The 16057-nt window shown below is 57.4% G+C and carries 15 protein-coding genes; 6 read left to right on the top strand and 9 right to left on the bottom strand.

Features of this window, described 5'->3' with window-relative positions; translation table 11 throughout:
* Nucleotides 1-95 precede the first annotated feature (95 nt).
* On the bottom strand, nucleotides 96-620 hold the full coding sequence (locus DC3_RS15170; RefSeq protein ID WP_146885716.1) for a phosphoribosyltransferase family protein: 525 nt from the start codon (nucleotides 618-620) through the stop codon (nucleotides 96-98).
* Nucleotides 621-778: 158 nt separating this feature from the next.
* On the opposite strand from DC3_RS15170, the gene gltX reads away from it, so the two are divergent.
* Complete coding sequence (gene gltX / locus DC3_RS15175; RefSeq protein WP_146885718.1) at nucleotides 779-2203, top strand: glutamate--tRNA ligase; 1425 nt, start codon at nucleotides 779-781, stop codon at nucleotides 2201-2203.
* A 171-nt stretch (nucleotides 2204-2374) separates the two neighbouring features.
* On the opposite strand, the gene DC3_RS15180 is transcribed toward gltX, so the two are convergent.
* Both DC3_RS15180 and DC3_RS15185 read right to left on the bottom strand, forming a co-directional pair.
* Complete coding sequence (locus tag DC3_RS15180; protein WP_146885720.1) at nucleotides 2375-3619, bottom strand: cytochrome P450; 1245 nt, start codon at nucleotides 3617-3619, stop codon at nucleotides 2375-2377.
* 202 nt (nucleotides 3620-3821) lie between these two features.
* The gene (locus DC3_RS15185) at nucleotides 3822-4040 is read right to left on the bottom strand and encodes a hypothetical protein (protein ID WP_146885722.1); all 219 of its coding nucleotides are present in this window, start codon (nucleotides 4038-4040) and stop codon (nucleotides 3822-3824) included.
* A gap of 40 nt (nucleotides 4041-4080) precedes the next feature.
* On the opposite strand from DC3_RS15185, the gene DC3_RS15190 reads away from it, so the two are divergent.
* Both DC3_RS15190 and DC3_RS15195 read left to right on the top strand, forming a co-directional pair.
* Nucleotides 4081-4737 (top strand): winged helix-turn-helix domain-containing protein, encoded by a 657-nt coding sequence (locus DC3_RS15190; RefSeq protein ID WP_146885724.1) that lies wholly within the window; start codon nucleotides 4081-4083, stop codon nucleotides 4735-4737.
* Between the two features lie 55 nt (nucleotides 4738-4792).
* Nucleotides 4793-5428 carry a pentapeptide repeat-containing protein gene (locus DC3_RS15195; RefSeq protein ID WP_146885726.1) on the top strand — a complete coding sequence of 212 codons (636 nt, stop codon included), beginning with the start codon at nucleotides 4793-4795 and terminating at the stop codon, nucleotides 5426-5428.
* A 531-nt stretch (nucleotides 5429-5959) separates the two neighbouring features.
* On the opposite strand, the gene DC3_RS15200 is transcribed toward DC3_RS15195, so the two are convergent.
* The 3 genes from DC3_RS15200 to DC3_RS15210 all read right to left on the bottom strand — a co-directional run bounded on the left by DC3_RS15200 (nucleotide 5960) and on the right by DC3_RS15210 (nucleotide 9447).
* Nucleotides 5960-6235: a 4a-hydroxytetrahydrobiopterin dehydratase gene (locus DC3_RS15200; RefSeq protein WP_146885727.1), complete on the bottom strand. Its 276-nt coding sequence runs from the start codon at nucleotides 6233-6235 to the stop codon at nucleotides 5960-5962.
* Complete coding sequence (locus DC3_RS15205) at nucleotides 6232-8919, bottom strand: DUF2339 domain-containing protein (protein ID WP_146885729.1); 2688 nt, start codon at nucleotides 8917-8919, stop codon at nucleotides 6232-6234. The genes DC3_RS15200 and DC3_RS15205 overlap by 4 nt, the downstream gene beginning before the upstream one ends.
* 261 nt (nucleotides 8920-9180) lie before the next feature.
* The gene (locus tag DC3_RS15210; protein WP_146885731.1) at nucleotides 9181-9447 is read right to left on the bottom strand and encodes a GlsB/YeaQ/YmgE family stress response membrane protein; all 267 of its coding nucleotides are present in this window, start codon (nucleotides 9445-9447) and stop codon (nucleotides 9181-9183) included.
* 315 nt (nucleotides 9448-9762) lie between these two features.
* On the opposite strand from DC3_RS15210, the gene DC3_RS15215 reads away from it, so the two are divergent.
* The 3 genes from DC3_RS15215 to DC3_RS15225 all read left to right on the top strand — a co-directional run bounded on the left by DC3_RS15215 (nucleotide 9763) and on the right by DC3_RS15225 (nucleotide 13679).
* The gene (locus DC3_RS15215) at nucleotides 9763-10437 is read left to right on the top strand and encodes a response regulator transcription factor (protein WP_146885733.1); all 675 of its coding nucleotides are present in this window, start codon (nucleotides 9763-9765) and stop codon (nucleotides 10435-10437) included.
* Nucleotides 10438-10589: 152 nt separating this feature from the next.
* On the top strand, nucleotides 10590-12659 hold the full coding sequence (locus DC3_RS15220; protein ID WP_146885734.1) for a PAS domain-containing sensor histidine kinase: 2070 nt from the start codon (nucleotides 10590-10592) through the stop codon (nucleotides 12657-12659).
* A gap of 204 nt (nucleotides 12660-12863) precedes the next feature.
* Nucleotides 12864-13679, top strand: coding sequence for a 1,4-dihydroxy-6-naphtoate synthase (locus tag DC3_RS15225; protein WP_146885736.1), 816 nt, complete (start codon nucleotides 12864-12866; stop codon nucleotides 13677-13679).
* Here DC3_RS15225 and mqnB read toward each other — a convergent pair whose 3' ends face one another.
* The 3 genes from mqnB to pyrE all read right to left on the bottom strand — a co-directional run bounded on the left by mqnB (nucleotide 13680) and on the right by pyrE (nucleotide 15985).
* Nucleotides 13680-14306: a futalosine hydrolase gene (mqnB, locus tag DC3_RS15230; protein ID WP_146885738.1), complete on the bottom strand. Its 627-nt coding sequence runs from the start codon at nucleotides 14304-14306 to the stop codon at nucleotides 13680-13682.
* Nucleotide 14307: 1 nt separating this feature from the next.
* A complete protein-coding gene (locus tag DC3_RS15235; protein WP_146885739.1) occupies nucleotides 14308-15348 on the bottom strand; it encodes a hypothetical protein in 1041 nt (346 codons plus the stop codon).
* A gap of 70 nt (nucleotides 15349-15418) precedes the next feature.
* Nucleotides 15419-15985: an orotate phosphoribosyltransferase gene (pyrE, locus tag DC3_RS15240; RefSeq protein ID WP_146885741.1), complete on the bottom strand. Its 567-nt coding sequence runs from the start codon at nucleotides 15983-15985 to the stop codon at nucleotides 15419-15421.
* Nucleotides 15986-16057: the final 72 nt, after the last annotated feature.

The raw sequence follows: 16057 nt of genomic DNA on the forward strand, positions 1-16057 counted from the left end.
AACAGCGTCTTTGATGAGATGGTGTGATGACTTACAGGATCTGAACCCGCAACAAAAAACCCGCCAGTTGTGGCGGGCAATGGACAGTTCGATCCTCAGGAGGGCAATTCCACAGCAGCTTTGACATCAATCTGGGATTTTCCCTGTTTGAACGCTGCAACGTAAGCCACCACTTCGCCTCCTGCACGTTCGGTGAGTCTGGCGAGGGCCACCTGGGTGCTTCCGGTCACCACCACATCCCCGATGATGACCACCTTTTTGCCTTTGAGTTTCTCGGCCTGGCGGGCATCCAGCCAGAGGGTCTCATTGACCCCCAGGGTCATGCTGTCCACCGCCTGGATCAGGGGGTCTTGCATGTAGGTGCGGCGGCGCTTGCGCGCTGCAGCGTAAGGTTTTTTCACCCGTTCTGCAATGGCGTGTGTCAGGGGCACGCCACTGACGGTGCTGGTCAGCAGAACATCGAATTTTTTGGGAAGCAGTTTGACCATCTCATCGGCCACAGCGTTGGTCAGTTCCCAGTCTCCCACCAGTTCCACGATGGGAAGGGTGGAGTTGGCATTCACACGGACATAGGGAAATTCTCGGGTGACATTCCCGATGGTCAGGGCGTAGTTGGGCATGCCTTTACTATACCCGCTGGTTAGACAACTGCAAGAGGAGTTCAATTGGATACAGGACTTGTCACCGGGAAAGTAAGACGATCAGGGAAAGTCAGGTGCCAGAACTGAAGAGTGCCGACCCCTGACAGCCGACCACTCCCTGCGGTATTCTCTTCTTTATGGTTGTGACTCGCATTGCCCCAAGCCCCACCGGCGATCCACACGTCGGTACGGCCTACCAGGCCCTCTTTGATTACATCTGGGCGAAGAAGAATGGCGGAAAGTTCATTGTCCGCATCGAAGACACCGACCGCAGCCGGTACAACGCCGAGTCTGAAAAACGCATTCTGGAGATGTTCCGCTGGCTGGGCATTCCTTACGATGAAGCGCCCGATGTGGGTGGACCCAACGCCCCCTACCGCCAGAGTGAGCGTCTGGAAAACTACCACAAGTACGCAGAGCAGCTTCTGGAAGCAGGTCAGGCATATTACGCCTTTGAGACCCCTGAAGAACTCCAGGCCATCCGTGAAGGCCTGCGTGCCCGCAACATCAATCTCGGTTACGATGGTCGGGCCAGAAGCATTCCACTTGAAGAGGCCCGCAAGCGTGTGGCTGCCGGAGAGCGTCATGTGATCCGCCTGAAAGCCCCCCGAGAGGGCAGCACCATCCTGCGCGATGAACTGCGTGGAGCCATCAGCTTTGACAATGCAGGGGTGGAAGATGCCGTGCTGATCAAGGGCGATGGTTTCCCCACCTATCACCTTGCTGTGGTGGTGGACGACCACCTGATGGGCGTCACCGATGTGATCCGTGGTGAAGAGTGGATTCCCTCCGCTCCCATCCATGTGGTGCTCTATCAGGCTTTTGGCTGGCAGGAGCCCCGCTGGATTCACATGCCCCTCTTGCAAAACCCGGACAAGACCAAACTGTCCAAACGCAAAGGCAACACCTCTGTGGAGTGGTACAGAAAAGAAGGGGTACAGCCCGAAGCCCTGCTGAACTACCTCGGGATGATGGGTTTCTCCATGCCTGACGGACGGGAAATCTTCAGCCTTCAGGACCTCACGGAAGCCTTCACCTTTGACCGCATCAGCCTGGGGGGCTCGGTGTTTGGCTGGGACAAACTGAAGTGGCTCAATGCCCAGTACATCCGTGAAGTGCTGCCTTTTGAAACTGTGGCAGAGCGTCTTCAACAGCACCTGCAGGAACACGGTCATGCTGTACCCAACGATGATTTCTTCAAGGGTGTGGTCAAACTCATGCTGCCCCGAATTGAAGTGTTCAGTGAGTTCTGGGAGAAGACCCTTTTCTTCTGGACTGAAGATTACGCAGTCAACGAGAAAGCCCAGAACAACATCAACAGTGGCCAGGACGTATTGAAAGCCCTGCTGCCCAGGCTTCAGGCCCTGGAAGACTTCTCCCATGGGTCCACCCATGACCTCTTCAAGGCCTACGCAGAAGAAGCAGGCCTGAAACTCGGCAAGGTGATGCCTCCTGTGCGTGCTGCCATCGCGGGCACCATGGAAAGCCCGGACATGGGAGAAATGTTGCGCCTGCTCGGGAAGGAGCGGGTGGTGGCTCGCATTCGGAAAGCCCTTCTGTAAGTTTGCGAGTCCTGCTCAGATGAACACGGCAGAGCCCATCTGAGCAAGTCCACAGTTCACAGTTGCCCGTTCACAGCAAGAAGCAACTGCCAGCACTTGACCTCACATCGAGAAAGCCAGACAAAGTTCAGAGGGAAGCCCAGCAGCTTCCCTCTTTTTTATTTCTGGATCTTAACCCCGGACTTCGAGGTTCTTGATCCCCCGGATCACAAACCCTCCCACATACTCGGTGGGGGCACCTGGCTGGACCAGTTGCAGGTCAGGCATGCGCCTGAGGAGGGTCTTGATGGACACCTGCAGTTCCAGCCGGGCCAGAGGTGCGCCCAGGCAGTAGTGGATGCCCAGTCCAAAGGTCAGGTGGGGGTTCTGTTCACGGGTGAGGACCAGTTCATCTGCCCTGTCAAATTTTCTGGGGTCCCGGTTCCCCGAAGCGTACAGCAAACAGACCTCCTGCCCTTGCTTGAGTTGCACCCCATTAAAATCCATGTCCTGCAGCACATAACGCTCAAACATCGGCAGAGGGGTGTCATACCGGAGCATCTCTTCAATGGCGGTCTTGAAGAGGGGGGTGGTGTGCCCCTCTTTCTGGGCTTCTTCTCTGAGCAGGTCAAACTGCTCCGGGTGGCGCATCAGGGCCAGAATGCCTGCAGTGCTGCCATTGACGGTGGCCTCGTGGCCCGCGTTGAGGAGCAGGATGCAGGTGGCAATCAGTTCATCCTCGGTGAGCCTGTCCCCTTCTTCCTCCACCTGCACCAGAGCGGTGATCAGGTCGTCTCCGGGATTGATCCTGCGGTCCTCTGCAAGTTCTTTGAGGAAAGCCGAGAATTCGATGGTGGCCTGATTCGCCTCGATCTGCTGCTGTTCGGTGTATCCCAGCTCGTAGAGTTTCACAATGGCCGAAGACCAGGGACGGAGCTTGTGGCGGTGCTCCCCGGGCACACCCAGCAATTCAGCAATCACCGTTACAGGCAAAGGCTCCGAGAATTCCTCCACATAATCGAAGCTGTCTTTCTGCTTGAGACCATCGATGGTGCGGTCCACAATGGCCTGAATGCGTTCAGTCAGGGCTTCCACCCGTCTGGGGGTGAAGGCTTTTGACACCAGTGCCCTGAGCCTGGTGTGGTCTGGAGGCTCACGGTCCAGCAGGTGGGTGCTGTTGAAGGCCTCAAATTCCTTCTGGCGAGGGTCCACTGGAGGCCAACCCAGTTCATCACGGGACAGGATGTGCAGGATGCTGCGCCCGAACCGTCTGTCCCTCAGGATGCTGGAGATGTCATCGTAACGGGCAAAGAAATGCTTGCCCCACACCGGATCGAAAAACACAGGCATTTCATCTCTGAGGCGCTGCAGGGTGGGGTAAGGATCACGCACAAAATCAGGGTCGTTGATGTTCAGGTGAAACTCGGGGACGGACATATGGGCATCATAACAAGATGGAACGGGCAGCAGTCAGCCAGCAGACATGCAAAGGCTTGAGCTGGATTGGAGGACATGACCTCCCTTGTTGCTGTCAGTGGAGAAAGCACAAGTTTGGTGCTGATCACTGAGGGCTGACAGCTTTCCCAGCCAACGCTGCCCATTCAGCGATGCTGTTGTTTTGCGGGGATGTTCCAGGACCCTACGGGTGTGCGTTTCTGGTTTTCAGTTGCAGGGTTCTTTCTTCTCGAGACAGCTCCAGCACCACAAAACTGCTGACCCCACTGGTGAAGAGGGCAGCCCCAAACACCACCAGCACCAGCTGGTTGAATCCCTGCTGGGACTGGGCAAGCCCCACCATCAACATGCTGGCAAGCACAAAAGCCACCAGAATCACCACCGATTTGCTTCGAGCGTTCATTTTGACCTCCTGACTGCAGTATCGGGCTACACTACTGGAAATGACACGGCCAGATTCCAGTTGGTTTGAGCTCACTTCACCTGAAATGGCGCAGGCCCTCAGCACCCGGGAGCAGCGCAAGGCCCTGGAAATCCTGATGCTGAAATCGGCCACGGCAACCGAAGTGGCAACAACGCTCGGGTGGGCTCTGGATGCCACGGTGTACCGCATCAAGAAACTGCTTCTCGCAGGCCTGATCGAGGTGGTGCAGGAGGAGAAACGCAAAGGCAGGGCGATCAAGCATTACCGTGCCACCTCCGGGGCCTACCGCATCCGGCTTTCTGTATTGCCTTTTGCCGATCAGGTGGAGGTGTTTCGCACCCTGGATGATCCCCTGCGGTCTCTGGCACTGCAGGGTCTGGCCCGTTCCACCTCGGGCACGCACATGGGACAGTGGTTCATGCGATTCTATGTTGCAGAGGGTCGGGTGCTGATGGATCTGGCTCCCACCGAGCAGGACTGGCAGTTCAGTGAAATGACAGGGGCCAATTACCCGGCAGTGATGCTGAACTGGCTTCCCATGCACCTCTCTGCAGAGGAAGCCAAAGCATTGCAGCGTGAACTCATGGCCCTGCTGATGAGGTACCAGAGCAAAGGTGATCCCCAGCAGTTCAATCATCTGCTGGGGATTTTGCTGGCCCCGGCCACACCTGGATAGAATTCAGCTATAGTGAAAAACAGAGATTTGATTCTGTTTCATGTGAAAACCTGCCATGACCAAGCCAACCCTGCCCAGATTGCCCAGAAAACTCAACCCGGAAACCCCTGACCTGCTTTCTGAGAGCAGTTACCACTCTCTGATGCTGGAAACCGACTGGTCTGGCACCCAGGTGGATGCAGTCAGCTTCCAGGGGGTCCACTTCACAGACAGCAACCTCAGTGAAACCCGGTGGGAGTGGGCCCGCTTTCAGGACGTGCTGATGGAACACTGCAACCTCTCTGGACTGAAGTGGAATGAGGCTGGTCTGACCCGTGTGCGCTTCCACCAGTGCCGCCTGCTTGGAGCCCAGTTTGTGGACCTTGAATCCAGCCACCTGATTCTGGAGGGCTGCGATGCAAGGCTCAGCTTCTGGCAGGGGAACTTCAAGCAGGTGCATTTCAGGAACACCAACCTCTCCGATGCCAGCTTTGATGCTGCAGACCTGCGCAAAGCCGTCTTCAGGGACTGCAACCTGACCCGCGCCAACCTGAGGGAATGCAAACTGGAAGAAACCGACTTTCGGGGAAGCATGCTGCAGGGCTTTCGGGTGCAGGTGCAAAACCTGCAGGGGGCCATCATCGAGACTGCACAGCTTCCAGAGCTTGCCCACCTGCTGGGTGTGGTGGTCAAAGACGAAGATCAGCAATAAAAAAATGGGCGGTCTCGCCGATGGATGAAAAGATCGGGGCATGCCCTGCAGCATCAAGAGGGGTGCCCCGACGGATGGCCCACGCTCTGCCCGGAGAACAGCACACATTCCGACATGAAGACATGCAGGGCACCAAGGTGATGGTCCACAAAGGCGGGAGCTTTGCAGGACGGATCGACTGGGGTGCCTGTGGATGGGAAGATCCATCCCATGATCTGGAGGGCATCCCGTTGCAGGCCTCTACACCCATGCTGGAAGCCTGCCGTGAAATTCAGTCTCCTCCTGCTGATGAACCTGCAACACCTTTTCTTTCTGATCCGCAGACCTGCCCTCTATTGATCTTTACAAAATGAGCTGTACGCACCTCAACTTTTCTGACCTTCTCATTCGCTTCCCTCAGCCTAAAGGACTGTACAGTCCTTTAGGCAAGAATCAAGAAGATGTGAGCTGGGCAGAGAGACCCCTGAGCCGCTGGGTGGACAAGTTGCGCAGCATCTCTTGACTGGACAGCGGAAACTGGAAGAAGTTCCTCTAGAGGGCATTCACTTTCCTGGCTGCTTCCACGTCAAGTTCGGTGACCCCTCCTGCATCGTGGGTCACATAAACCACCCGGACCTTCTTCCAGCCAATGGTGAGCCCATCCGGGTGGTGGTTCATTTTTTCGGCCAGCAGGGCCACTTTCATGGCGAAAGCCACCCCATCTGCATAACTCTGAAAGGTGAATTCTTTTGCGATTCCTGTGTCCTCTCCCTGCCACCCTGAAAGGGCTTGGAGGGCCGCCTGCAATTGATTCCCTGAAAGCTTCATGTCTGTTCCTCCTTTGAATGGGGTTCTTCTTTTCTGGGGGGCACGGGGGCCACAAAGCCCATGAAGAGCAGCAGCAGTCCCACACCCAGGAAACTGATCACCCTGGCCCAGGTGTCGCTGCCTGAGAGGTCCAGAATGAAGAGTTTGACCACCACAAACACCAGAATGCCCGCCCCGATGGTCCACAGGTCCCGATCACGGGAGCGGTTGGCGTACACCGTGAAGATCAGGGCAGTGATGCTCCAGAAGATGGAGAGCACCGTCTGGGTGTTGTTGTGGTCCACAATGTTGCCAAAGTCCCAGGGCACCCCAAACTGGGCGTGCATGAAACGCACAATCATGCCGCTGACCCCAAGCACGCCACCCAGGATCAGGGCATTTCTGCGAAACCTGCGGCTTGCAGGGGTGGTGTTCCAGGGCAACTGGTGGTAAAAGAGTGTGACATAAAGGGCCACCTGTGCTCCTTCCAGCAGGTTCAGGAAGGGCAGGTAGGGCAACCCTGGAGGCTGGATCATCAGGAACAGGAACACTCCGGCCTGCAGGAGTTGCAAGGGCAGCATGACCCCATCCCGGTACAGGTCAGGGTACTTGCGGGTGTAAGGCAACCTGTTCCAGAAAAGCACATGCCCCCAGTAGAACCCCAGAGGAACCAGCACCCAGGTATAGATGCCCAGATCTCTTGCATCCAGCAGAGCACCAACCAGCACCATCAGGCGGCCAAACAGCAGGTAGGTGGTGACCAGATGAAGCAACTTCTCGGTTTGTACAGACCATCTGGAGGTCAAGAGAAAATAATACTGCACCACAAAATAGATCGCCCAGGCAGGCAGGGTTTCCCGATCCAGGGGCCTTTCATCTCCCAGAAACCCCATCAGAGCACTGAGGGCTGCCCACACAGGCAACACCGGGTCAAATCTGGAGAGGGTCTGGACCTGGTATTGCCGTGCAACCACATGCAGCACCAGCAGGAACAGGCTGAGGGGAAGCAGGATGGTGGAAAACACCATCTGCCCGGGATAGAGCAGGAAAGCCACATCAATGGCAGCCACAATCCAGCTGATTCCTCCCGTGATCAGCAGGCCTCTGGCCAGCCCGGCGAAGTTGTTTTGCTGCAGGAACACCCCTGCAAAAAGCAGGGCAATGCTGGTCCAGATCAGGCTGGACAGCACCATGTACGGCTGCTGACCCGGCACCCCAGAGATCCAGCCAGAGATCCAGCCCATCAGGAGGGCACCGAGAGACAGGTAGAGCAACACCGTTCCCCACACCCGACGCACCCGATTTCGACCCCGCACCCCGAACACCACCAGCAGAACCCCTGCGAGGGTCCAGATGGCACTGGTGGTCCGGGCACTGGTCAGGAGGGGCACCGCCAGCACCGCAAAACCAATGGTGAGGGTCTGGTAGGTCTCCACCACCAGAGGGGTCAGACTGCGAGAGCGGGTGTACAGGTAAAGCCCGTACTGCACAAGAGCAATGGTCAGGCTGCTGACGGCCACACCAGTGCGGCTTCCTCCCAGCAGGGCAGCTTGCTGCACCAGGGTCAGCACGGGCACCGACAGGAGGAGGCTGTAATCTGCCCTGCCCGAATTGCGCCTGAGGGCATGCACAAGCGGTGTCAGGGTGTACATCAGGAAAAAGACAATCAGGAAAGGCTGTGCAACCGAATCATATTGCGGAGTGTATTCCAGCACCCCCCACAGGCTTGCGATCAGGAAGGTGAACAGGTACCCCATCACATTGAGGTAACGCCACAACTTGAGGAAAGACAGCCAGACAATACCCGCATTGAGCAGCGTGTAGTACATGAAAACCAGGCCCATCAGGTCAGGGGTCAGAGACAGGTTGCCCGTCCGCATCACAATGGCGGCCAGAAAACCCCCAACCACGCTGACCACTGCCAGCACCTGCGCATTCTGTCTGAGGGCCAGAATTCCACCGATCAGGCCCACCAGGAGCCAGAGCAGCAGTCCGACCGTAAAGGACAGAATTCCGTACAGCACACTGGACGCATACACCATGAAGTACAGGATGCCCAGTGCACCGCCCTGCAATGCCACACTGAACACCTTGCGGGTCCTCCGCACGTACCAGCCCCAGCCAAAGAGAATGCCAGCACAGCTTGCTGCAATCAGCAGTTTAAACGGCACCGCCAGGTCCTGACTGACCGTGAGTTTGAGCAGAAAGCCCATCCCCAGCAGCACCAGAAGCACACCCAGACGCACCAGAGCACGTTCTCCTGTGAAAAACCTGAGCAACCAGCCCATCGGGTCCACATGCTGGTCCAGGGCAGATTTTGGCCTGACCCGCTGGGAAGCAGGAACAGCCGGACGGCCAGGAAAAGGTGGAGGCGGTGGTGGTGTTTCGCCTGCAGAGGGTGGAGAGGTCTCCTCCACCAGTGGGGATGCAGGGACAGGTTCCGTTGATGCCCCTGGAGGATCAGCAGGCAGTGGAGGCTGTTCCAGCAACTCTTTCTCAGAAGGCACCTGAGCAGAGGGTCCTGCACTGGCCTGAACCTGCTGCCGCAACTCTGCCACCTGACGCCGCAAAAAGGACAGTTCTTTTTTGAGGGTGTCAAGCTGTTCCTGCTGCGCCCTGGCCCTCGAACTCTGAATTGCATGGACAATCATCGCAGGCAGTGCAAAAAAGAACAGCACCATCAGGATGTAAAAAAGCCACTCCATGCCCCAGTGTGGCACATCGGGAAGAAGCAGGGCTGAGGTTGCCAGGACGCCGAGAGCCGCATCAATTCAAAAAACCAAAAGGGTCAGGGAAGTGCAGGGGCGCGCCCTGGCCTCAGGTCCTCGCCTCAAAGCCTTCAACCCAAAATTGGGGAGCTCTATGGCTCCCCTGAAGCAGGCGACGAATTGTGAGGTTGAGTGTTCTGATGAGGGTCAGACCCGCATGAGGTCAATTCAGACCTGAAGATGATGTCTAAAGTTATGTTATCTGAAGACACGCAAGGCACGCAGAATCCAGATCAGGATGATGGCACCCAGAATGCCCCAGAAAATCCCGGCGAGGGAGAACCCCCCGGCAGAAGCAGCACCACCGATGTTCAGGACGTCAGCGAAAATCCAGCGTCCAAGAGCGGCACCGATGATACCGACGAGAATGTTGGCGATGGCGCCCTGCTGGGCATCTGTTCTCATCACGAGGCTTGCCAGCCAACCAATCAACGCACCGACCAAAATAGCAATGACCCAATCCATAGTGATTACCTCCTCTAAGTAACTGCTTAAGATCTTTAATTGTAAGATTTGCTATCTTGTTGCTTGCAACAAGTGCACCTTACCAAAACCCTGCTTCGTCTTTGAGTAGATCTCTCGCAGTTCTGAGTTTAGAGTAGCAACTGGTTCTGAAAAACAATGCTCATTTTACTAAAGATCCCCTAAATTCTCTCAGAAAAGCCTTTAGCAATGCACACATCCCACTCACTTGCATAAATCAGCAGACAACTGAAGCCAAACTGAAACCAGATGAGACAAATCGACCTCCCATGCTTTAAGCTCAGGAGAGGAGACAGCATGCAACGAATACTCACCATTGACGATGACCCGAGTTTGAGAAGCTTCCTGCGTCGCGGTCTAACATACGAAGGTTTTCAGGTTCAGGTGGCCGCCTCTGGCGACGAAGGACTGAAACTGATCCGGCAGCAGGCCCCCAACCTGGTGATCCTGGACGTGATGATGCCCGGCATGGACGGCTTTCAGGTGCTGCGTGAACTCAGGGCGTCCCACCCCAAGCTCCCTGTGATCATGCTGACCGCCAAAGATGAAGAAGGTTCACAGGTGCAGGGCCTCAACGAGGGCGCAGACGACTATGTGGTCAAACCCATCAGTCTTGATGTGCTGCTCGCCCGCATCCGTGCAGTGCTGCGCAGACAGGGCCTGCAGGTGTCCCAGGTGCTGAAGTTCCAGGACCTCACCATGGACCTGCAATCCTTCAGTGTCAAACGCGGCGACCGCACCGTGCCCCTCACCAACCTGGAGTTCAAGTTGCTGCAGGAGTTCATGGAGCAACCCGAACGCGTGATGAGCAAGAGCTACCTGCTCTCCCGCGTGTGGGGAAACCACAGCACCGCAGACCTGAACCTCGTTGAGGTGTACATCAAGCAACTGCGCCAGAAGCTTGAAGCCAACGGCGAACAGCGCCTGATCCACACCATCCGCCATGTTGGCTATGTGATGCGCACCGTCTGAGGCAGAGCTGCAAACACATTCAAGCCCGGAATCAGGAGGGAAGTTTCTTCCCTCTTTTCTGTTTTCGGATTACTCTAAAGACATGTGCCTGATTGTTCCCTGTCCTCCTGTCCCGTCTTTCTTTAAGAACGTTCAAAAGGTAAGCTGAACCCATGGACACGGAAGGGCAACTGTGGATGTTTCGGGGGCAGGAGGTCCTGCAGCACAGCCCCAGCTGGCTGCGCTGGTGGGCCGACAACCCGACCATCCTCTCCCACACCGACCTGATGTCCTGGCATGCCCTGCTGGCCGCCGGGCAACTTGCCGTGGAACAGGACCGTCCGGTCAGCTTTCCGATGATGCTCCAGCTTCCCGGAGGGGGCAGATGGGTGCAGTGTCGGGCCAGACGCCTGAGTGACACCGACTGGGAGGTCCTGAGCAAACTCACCCCTCCAGGCGTGATGGACACCGCCTACAGCGTGCTCTACCACGCCCCTGTGGGCCTTGGGGTGCTGGACAAGACCCTCACCCCCATCGAGACCAACCCGCGTCTGGAGCAGGTGTTGGTGACCCTGAGGGGAGATGCCGGGGCACAGTACACCTTCAGGTCCTCCTGCGAACGCACCCTGAACACCAGACAGGAACAGCAGGCCATTTTGCACCTGAAAGATCTCACCCTCACCCTCAAAACCTTCCCGGTTCCGCTGCCTGAACTGCATGTCGGGGTGAGCATTCAGGATGTCACCGATCAGCTTCGTACGGCCTCTGCCCTGCAGGAATCCCGGCAGAGTTTCAGGCGTCTGCTTGAAAACATCACCGATGCGGTTTTCGCTGTGGACCGGGAATTCAAATTCGTGTACCTGAACCCGCCTGCTGAACGTCTGCTGGGTCGCTCAGGTTCTGAAATGATGGGCAAAAACCTCTGGGCTGAATTTCCAGGGCTCACGGAACACCCCAGATTCAGCCAGTACCAGCGCACCCTGGACCCCCATGAGAAGATGGCCTTCGAAATGCACTTCCCGCAGCAGGAGGTGTGGATGGAGGTGCGGGCACACCCTTCCAGGGAAGGCCTGATCGTCTTCTTCCAGGATGTCACCGAAAGGCACATTGCCGATGCCCGTCTCAGACAGAGCGAGGAACGGTTCAGAAGCCTGTCCGAATCCAATCTGACCGGGGTGGTGTTCAGCCGCCCCAACGGCAAACTGATCTACATCAACGACGCCTTCTGCCGCATCACGGGATACAGCCGCGAAGAACTCTTCTTCATGAACTGGAACGACCTGACCCCACCCGAATGGGACGGGGTCGAAGCAGAAGCGATGGAGCACCTGAGCCTGTACGGCAGCATGCAGCCCTACCAGAAGGAATTCTTCCATCAGAATGGGCATCGGGTGCCTGTGATGGTCAGCCCGACCCGTTTCATGGTGCAGGGCGAAGAACACTACGCGGCTTTCGTGCTGGACCTCACCGAAATCAAACGCACCGAACAGGCCCTGCGAGACAGCGAAGCCCGCCTGAGAGGCATGATCGAAGTGCAAAAGCGCTTCGTGTCCGATGCCAGCCACGAACTGCGTGCCCCCCTGACCGCCATTCAGGGCAACATCGAACTGCTGAAAAAATACCCCCGCATGCCCGATGAGGACAAACAGGAAGCCCTGGACGAGGCACAACGCGAAGCCCAGCGTCTGGGCCGTCTGGTCAGTGACCTCCTCGCCCTGGCCAGAAGCGACGCCGGGGCACAGCTCAGACTGAACACCGTGCGCCTCAAACCCCTGGTGATGCAGGCCTGGAGCGAAGCCCACCACCTGCTGAAAGGCCAGAACCTGATCCTCAGCGAGGTGGAAGACCTGGAGCTGGATGGCAACGCAGACCGCCTGAAACAGTTGATGGTGATCCTGCTCGACAACGCCATCAAGTACACCCTCCCTGGGGGCAAGGTGGACCTCAGTCTGGTGGAGGTCAATTCCCGCGCCATCCTGAAAGTCAGGGACACCGGAATCGGCATTGCCGAGGAGGACCTCCCCCGCGTCTTCGACCGTTTCTACCGCGCCGACCCCTCCAGAACCCGCGATCAGGAAGACCCCGGCGGAAGCGGCCTGGGCCTCTCCATCGCCCACTGGATTGTGGAACAGCACAAGGGCCACATCCGCCTGGAAAGCAAGCTGGGGGTGGGCACCACAGTGGTGGTCGAGTTGCCTCTGTCTGTGCAGCAGGAACCGGTGAAGGTACCAGGGGTGTTCTGACAGCCGAGGGCCGAGGGCACAGTGCCGAGAGCCGAGAGCCGAGAGCTTACAGTGCTGTGGCTAAAGCTTGCTGTCGACAACCAGAGCCGATGCAAAAGCTTTCCACTTGCCCTCGGCCCTCGGCACCCTTCCTGACCTGCACCTCTTCTCCAATCCCAACTTCAACCCCGTTTGCAGACCCCCTGGAAGGGTAAAATAAGCCCCATGCTTGAGCTTGGATACAGCTTCTGCCCCAACGACACTTTCATCTTCTATGCCCTGACCCACGGGCGCATTTCCACCACCGAGCCTGTTCAGGAGGTGCTGGAAGACGTGGAGACCCTCAACCAGTGGGCTCTGGGTCGCAAACTCCAGATCACCAAGATCAGTTATCGCGCATATGCCGAAGTGCGGGACCAGTATGTGGCCCTGCGTTCGGGAGGGGCACTGGGCAGAGGGGTGGGTCCTCTGATCGTCACAAAAGGAAGCCTTTCCAACTTGAATGGAAAAACCATTGCCTCCCCCGGAGCCCTCACCACGGCAGAAAGCCTGCTGAAGCTGTATGCTCCTGAGGCAAACGTCGTCCGCAAGCGTTATGACCAGATCATGCCTGCAGTGCAGTCTGGAGAGGTGGATGCAGGTCTGATCATCCACGAGAGCCGCTTCACCTATCCAGATCATGGATTGCAAAAACACCTGGACCTCGGGGCATGGTGGGAAGAAAACACCGGGCTTCCGTTGCCTCTGGGGGCCATTCTGGTGCGCCGTGACCTGCCCACCGAAGTGCAAAGGGAACTGAATCAGGCTGTGCGCAGCAGTCTTGAGTACGCCTATGCCCACCCTGAAGAGCCCAGAAGCTACATCAGGCAACACGCCCTGGAGATGAGTGACCCCGTGATGCAGGCCCACATCGACCTGTACGTCAATGAATTCTCCCTGGATGTTGGGGATGAAGGGGAGAAAGCTGTGCGTGAGCTCTTCAGCAGACTGGAAAAGGCCGGGGTGATCCGGGGGTCTGGGTTGCCGTTGTTTGTGGGGTGATCAAACCTCAGCCATCATCCGTTCCAGCGCAGACCTGCAGGCTTTCAGGGCCAGGGGAATGTTCCAGCTTTCACGGTCTCTGGGGCCAACCATGTTGCTGATGCCCCGGACTTCCAGCACAGGAACCTCCAACCTGAGGCCAGCGAGGGCCACTCCTGCGCCCTCCATGCCTTCGGTGAGGGCTGCGGGGTAGAGGTGCTGCAGTTTGTCCAGGGTCTGCTGGGTTCCAGTGACGGTTTCCAGGGTCAGCATCTCCCCTGCTTTTAGACCAAGACGCCGGGCAAGATCTGTTGCACCTTCCCAGGCCGGGAGCCTGTTGTGGAGGTCTCCGTGCAGGGGAAATCCCAGTTTCTGCAGGTTCAAGAAACCACCATCCCTGTCTTCGGCACCAAGAGAAGCACTGGTGATGGTGTTCGAGAGGGCAACATCTCCGATCTGGAGCCCTTGACCAGGGAAAGCTCCGGCAATTCCAGCGTTGATGATGAGGTCCGGTCTGGAGCTTCCGGCCACCTGCAGGGTGGTGAGGGCGGCATTCACTGCACCGATTCCGCTGATGGCAACTTCGAGGCCCAGGGCACCAAAAAACAGGGCTTCTCCTTCTGTGGCAACAACAAGCAGGATCTGCATGTCAGCCTCTGGGCACCAGATACAGCAGTTCGATGGCCTCGTACCAGTTCCCGAGGAGCAGGAACACAAAGGCCACCAGCAGGGCCAGGGGGTAGTCTTTCACAGCCTTGCCGAAGCCTTCCCTGAAGATGCGCACGGTGGTCACCACGGCAAAGGAGGCCACGAAGATGTAGGCCTGCAACTCCAGCACGATCACCGGAATGTGTGGAATGAAGTGGGAGGTGGGGATCAGGGCTGGGGACAGCCCAATGCCCAGGATGGTGAAACGGAACAGGTTGAAGATCACCGCTGGGAACCCCAGAAACAATCCGGGCAGGAAGGTGGTCAGGAACGTCCCACTCACAAAATTCCACAGGGTGATGGCGGTGGCCAGGCCCAGCACCCCGCCTGTCATGAACTGCTGGATTCCGGTGGAACTCAGGGTGGAGTTCAGGTACAGCTGCAATTCGCGGGCAAATTCGCGGTCCTGGTAGGCAATGGAAATACCCAGGATGAAACTTCCGTACAGCAGGATCTGCGTTCCCCAGAACCATCCCCGGTAGGGGCGGCTGAGGGCCACTTTCCAGGCGTGCACAAATCCCCGTCTGATGGGTGAGGGCACCAGAAGCCCAATCAGGATGACCACCGTCAGGGCTGTGAAAATCCAGGAAAACACAGGGGCTTTCAACCAGGAAGGGATGCCCACATTCCGCAGGGTGGTGCGGACACTCTGTACCGTCCAGGTGCCTGCGTTCTGTCCCACTTGCACCTGCACGTTCCCGGTCACCCGGCCTTCAAGGGGGTACACGTACACTTCCTGGTTGTTCTGTGCCACCAGAAATTCGCCTTTGTTCGGATCAACGGTGTCCACAGGAATGGATTGCTGGAAGCGCAGCATGCGAATCACCAGGTCACGGGTGTCTGGGGTCTGGGCAGGAGAAATGCGGTACTTTCCGGCCACCCAGTCCCGGACACCGGCATCTGCCGCCTGACGCGCCTCGGGGGTCTGGGCGAGGGCCAGTGAGAAAAGCAGGGCCATCAACAGGGCAATGAAGCGTCTCATGAGAGGTATTGTGGCACAACACAAAAATGGAGCATGAAAGCCATGCTCCATTCTGTGCGTCAACAGAAAATCAGATTTCCTGCAGGGGTCTTGCTGAGAGCCATTCAGGCAGGCTGTCAGGGAGGTAGGTGTCGAAGTAAAGCTGGGTCAGGGAGACCACTTTGTGACCTTCCAGCAGTTCCTGGGTGTCCTTGCGGCGGTCAATGATGCAGGCGATGCCCAGGCACTTTGCCCCGAGCTGTTCTGCTGCTCGCACGGCCTTCAGAACGCTGCCTCCGGTGGTGATCACATCTTCCACCGCCACAAAGGTCTGGTTGTTGAGGTTCTCGCCGAAGGCTTCACGGATTTTCATGCCTCCCTGTCCATCTTTTTCTGCGAAGATGGCGCGGGTTCCCAGAGGACGGGCTGTCACGTAAGCCAGGACCACTCCGCCCATCGCAGGTCCAATGATGAAATCGGGACGCCAGCCTGCATCGCGCACCTTGTTTCCCAGGTTTTCACCCAGCTGGTCTGCAGCCACAGGGTGCTGCAGCACGGTGGTGGATTGCAGGAAATAAGGAGAGTGCCGTCCTGAAGCAAGGAGGAAGTGCCCCTCATGGAAGGCGCCGTAGTACTTGTAGGTTTGCAAGACGTCCATGCGTACATTCTAACCACGAAGGTCTTGCAGGAGTGGACTCGTGCAGGCAAGTCGGTGGCTTCTCGTACAGCA

This window comes from Deinococcus cellulosilyticus NBRC 106333 = KACC 11606, from assembly GCF_007990775.1.
Classification (GTDB): domain Bacteria; phylum Deinococcota; class Deinococci; order Deinococcales; family Deinococcaceae; genus Deinococcus_C; species Deinococcus_C cellulosilyticus.

Bases quoted from the DNA above. Each gene is read 5' to 3' on its own strand.
- DC3_RS15170 (WP_146885716.1), bottom strand. From the start codon at position 620: ATGCCCAACTACGCCCTGACCATCGGGAATGTCACCCGAGAATTTCCC.
- gltX (WP_146885718.1), top strand. From the start codon at position 779: ATGGTTGTGACTCGCATTGCCCCAAGCCCCACCGGCGATCCACACGTC.
- DC3_RS15180 (WP_146885720.1), bottom strand. From the start codon at position 3,619: ATGTCCGTCCCCGAGTTTCACCTGAACATCAACGACCCTGATTTTGTG.
- DC3_RS15185 (WP_146885722.1), bottom strand. From the start codon at position 4,040: ATGAACGCTCGAAGCAAATCGGTGGTGATTCTGGTGGCTTTTGTGCTT.
- DC3_RS15190 (WP_146885724.1), top strand. From the start codon at position 4,081: ATGACACGGCCAGATTCCAGTTGGTTTGAGCTCACTTCACCTGAAATG.
- DC3_RS15195 (WP_146885726.1), top strand. From the start codon at position 4,793: ATGACCAAGCCAACCCTGCCCAGATTGCCCAGAAAACTCAACCCGGAA.
- DC3_RS15200 (WP_146885727.1), bottom strand. From the start codon at position 6,235: ATGAAGCTTTCAGGGAATCAATTGCAGGCGGCCCTCCAAGCCCTTTCA.
- DC3_RS15205 (WP_146885729.1), bottom strand. From the start codon at position 8,919: ATGGAGTGGCTTTTTTACATCCTGATGGTGCTGTTCTTTTTTGCACTG.
- DC3_RS15210 (WP_146885731.1), bottom strand. From the start codon at position 9,447: ATGGATTGGGTCATTGCTATTTTGGTCGGTGCGTTGATTGGTTGGCTG.
- DC3_RS15215 (WP_146885733.1), top strand. From the start codon at position 9,763: ATGCAACGAATACTCACCATTGACGATGACCCGAGTTTGAGAAGCTTC.
- DC3_RS15220 (WP_146885734.1), top strand. From the start codon at position 10,590: ATGGACACGGAAGGGCAACTGTGGATGTTTCGGGGGCAGGAGGTCCTG.
- DC3_RS15225 (WP_146885736.1), top strand. From the start codon at position 12,864: ATGCTTGAGCTTGGATACAGCTTCTGCCCCAACGACACTTTCATCTTC.
- mqnB (WP_146885738.1), bottom strand. From the start codon at position 14,306: ATGCAGATCCTGCTTGTTGTTGCCACAGAAGGAGAAGCCCTGTTTTTT.
- DC3_RS15235 (WP_146885739.1), bottom strand. From the start codon at position 15,348: ATGAGACGCTTCATTGCCCTGTTGATGGCCCTGCTTTTCTCACTGGCC.
- pyrE (WP_146885741.1), bottom strand. From the start codon at position 15,985: ATGGACGTCTTGCAAACCTACAAGTACTACGGCGCCTTCCATGAGGGG.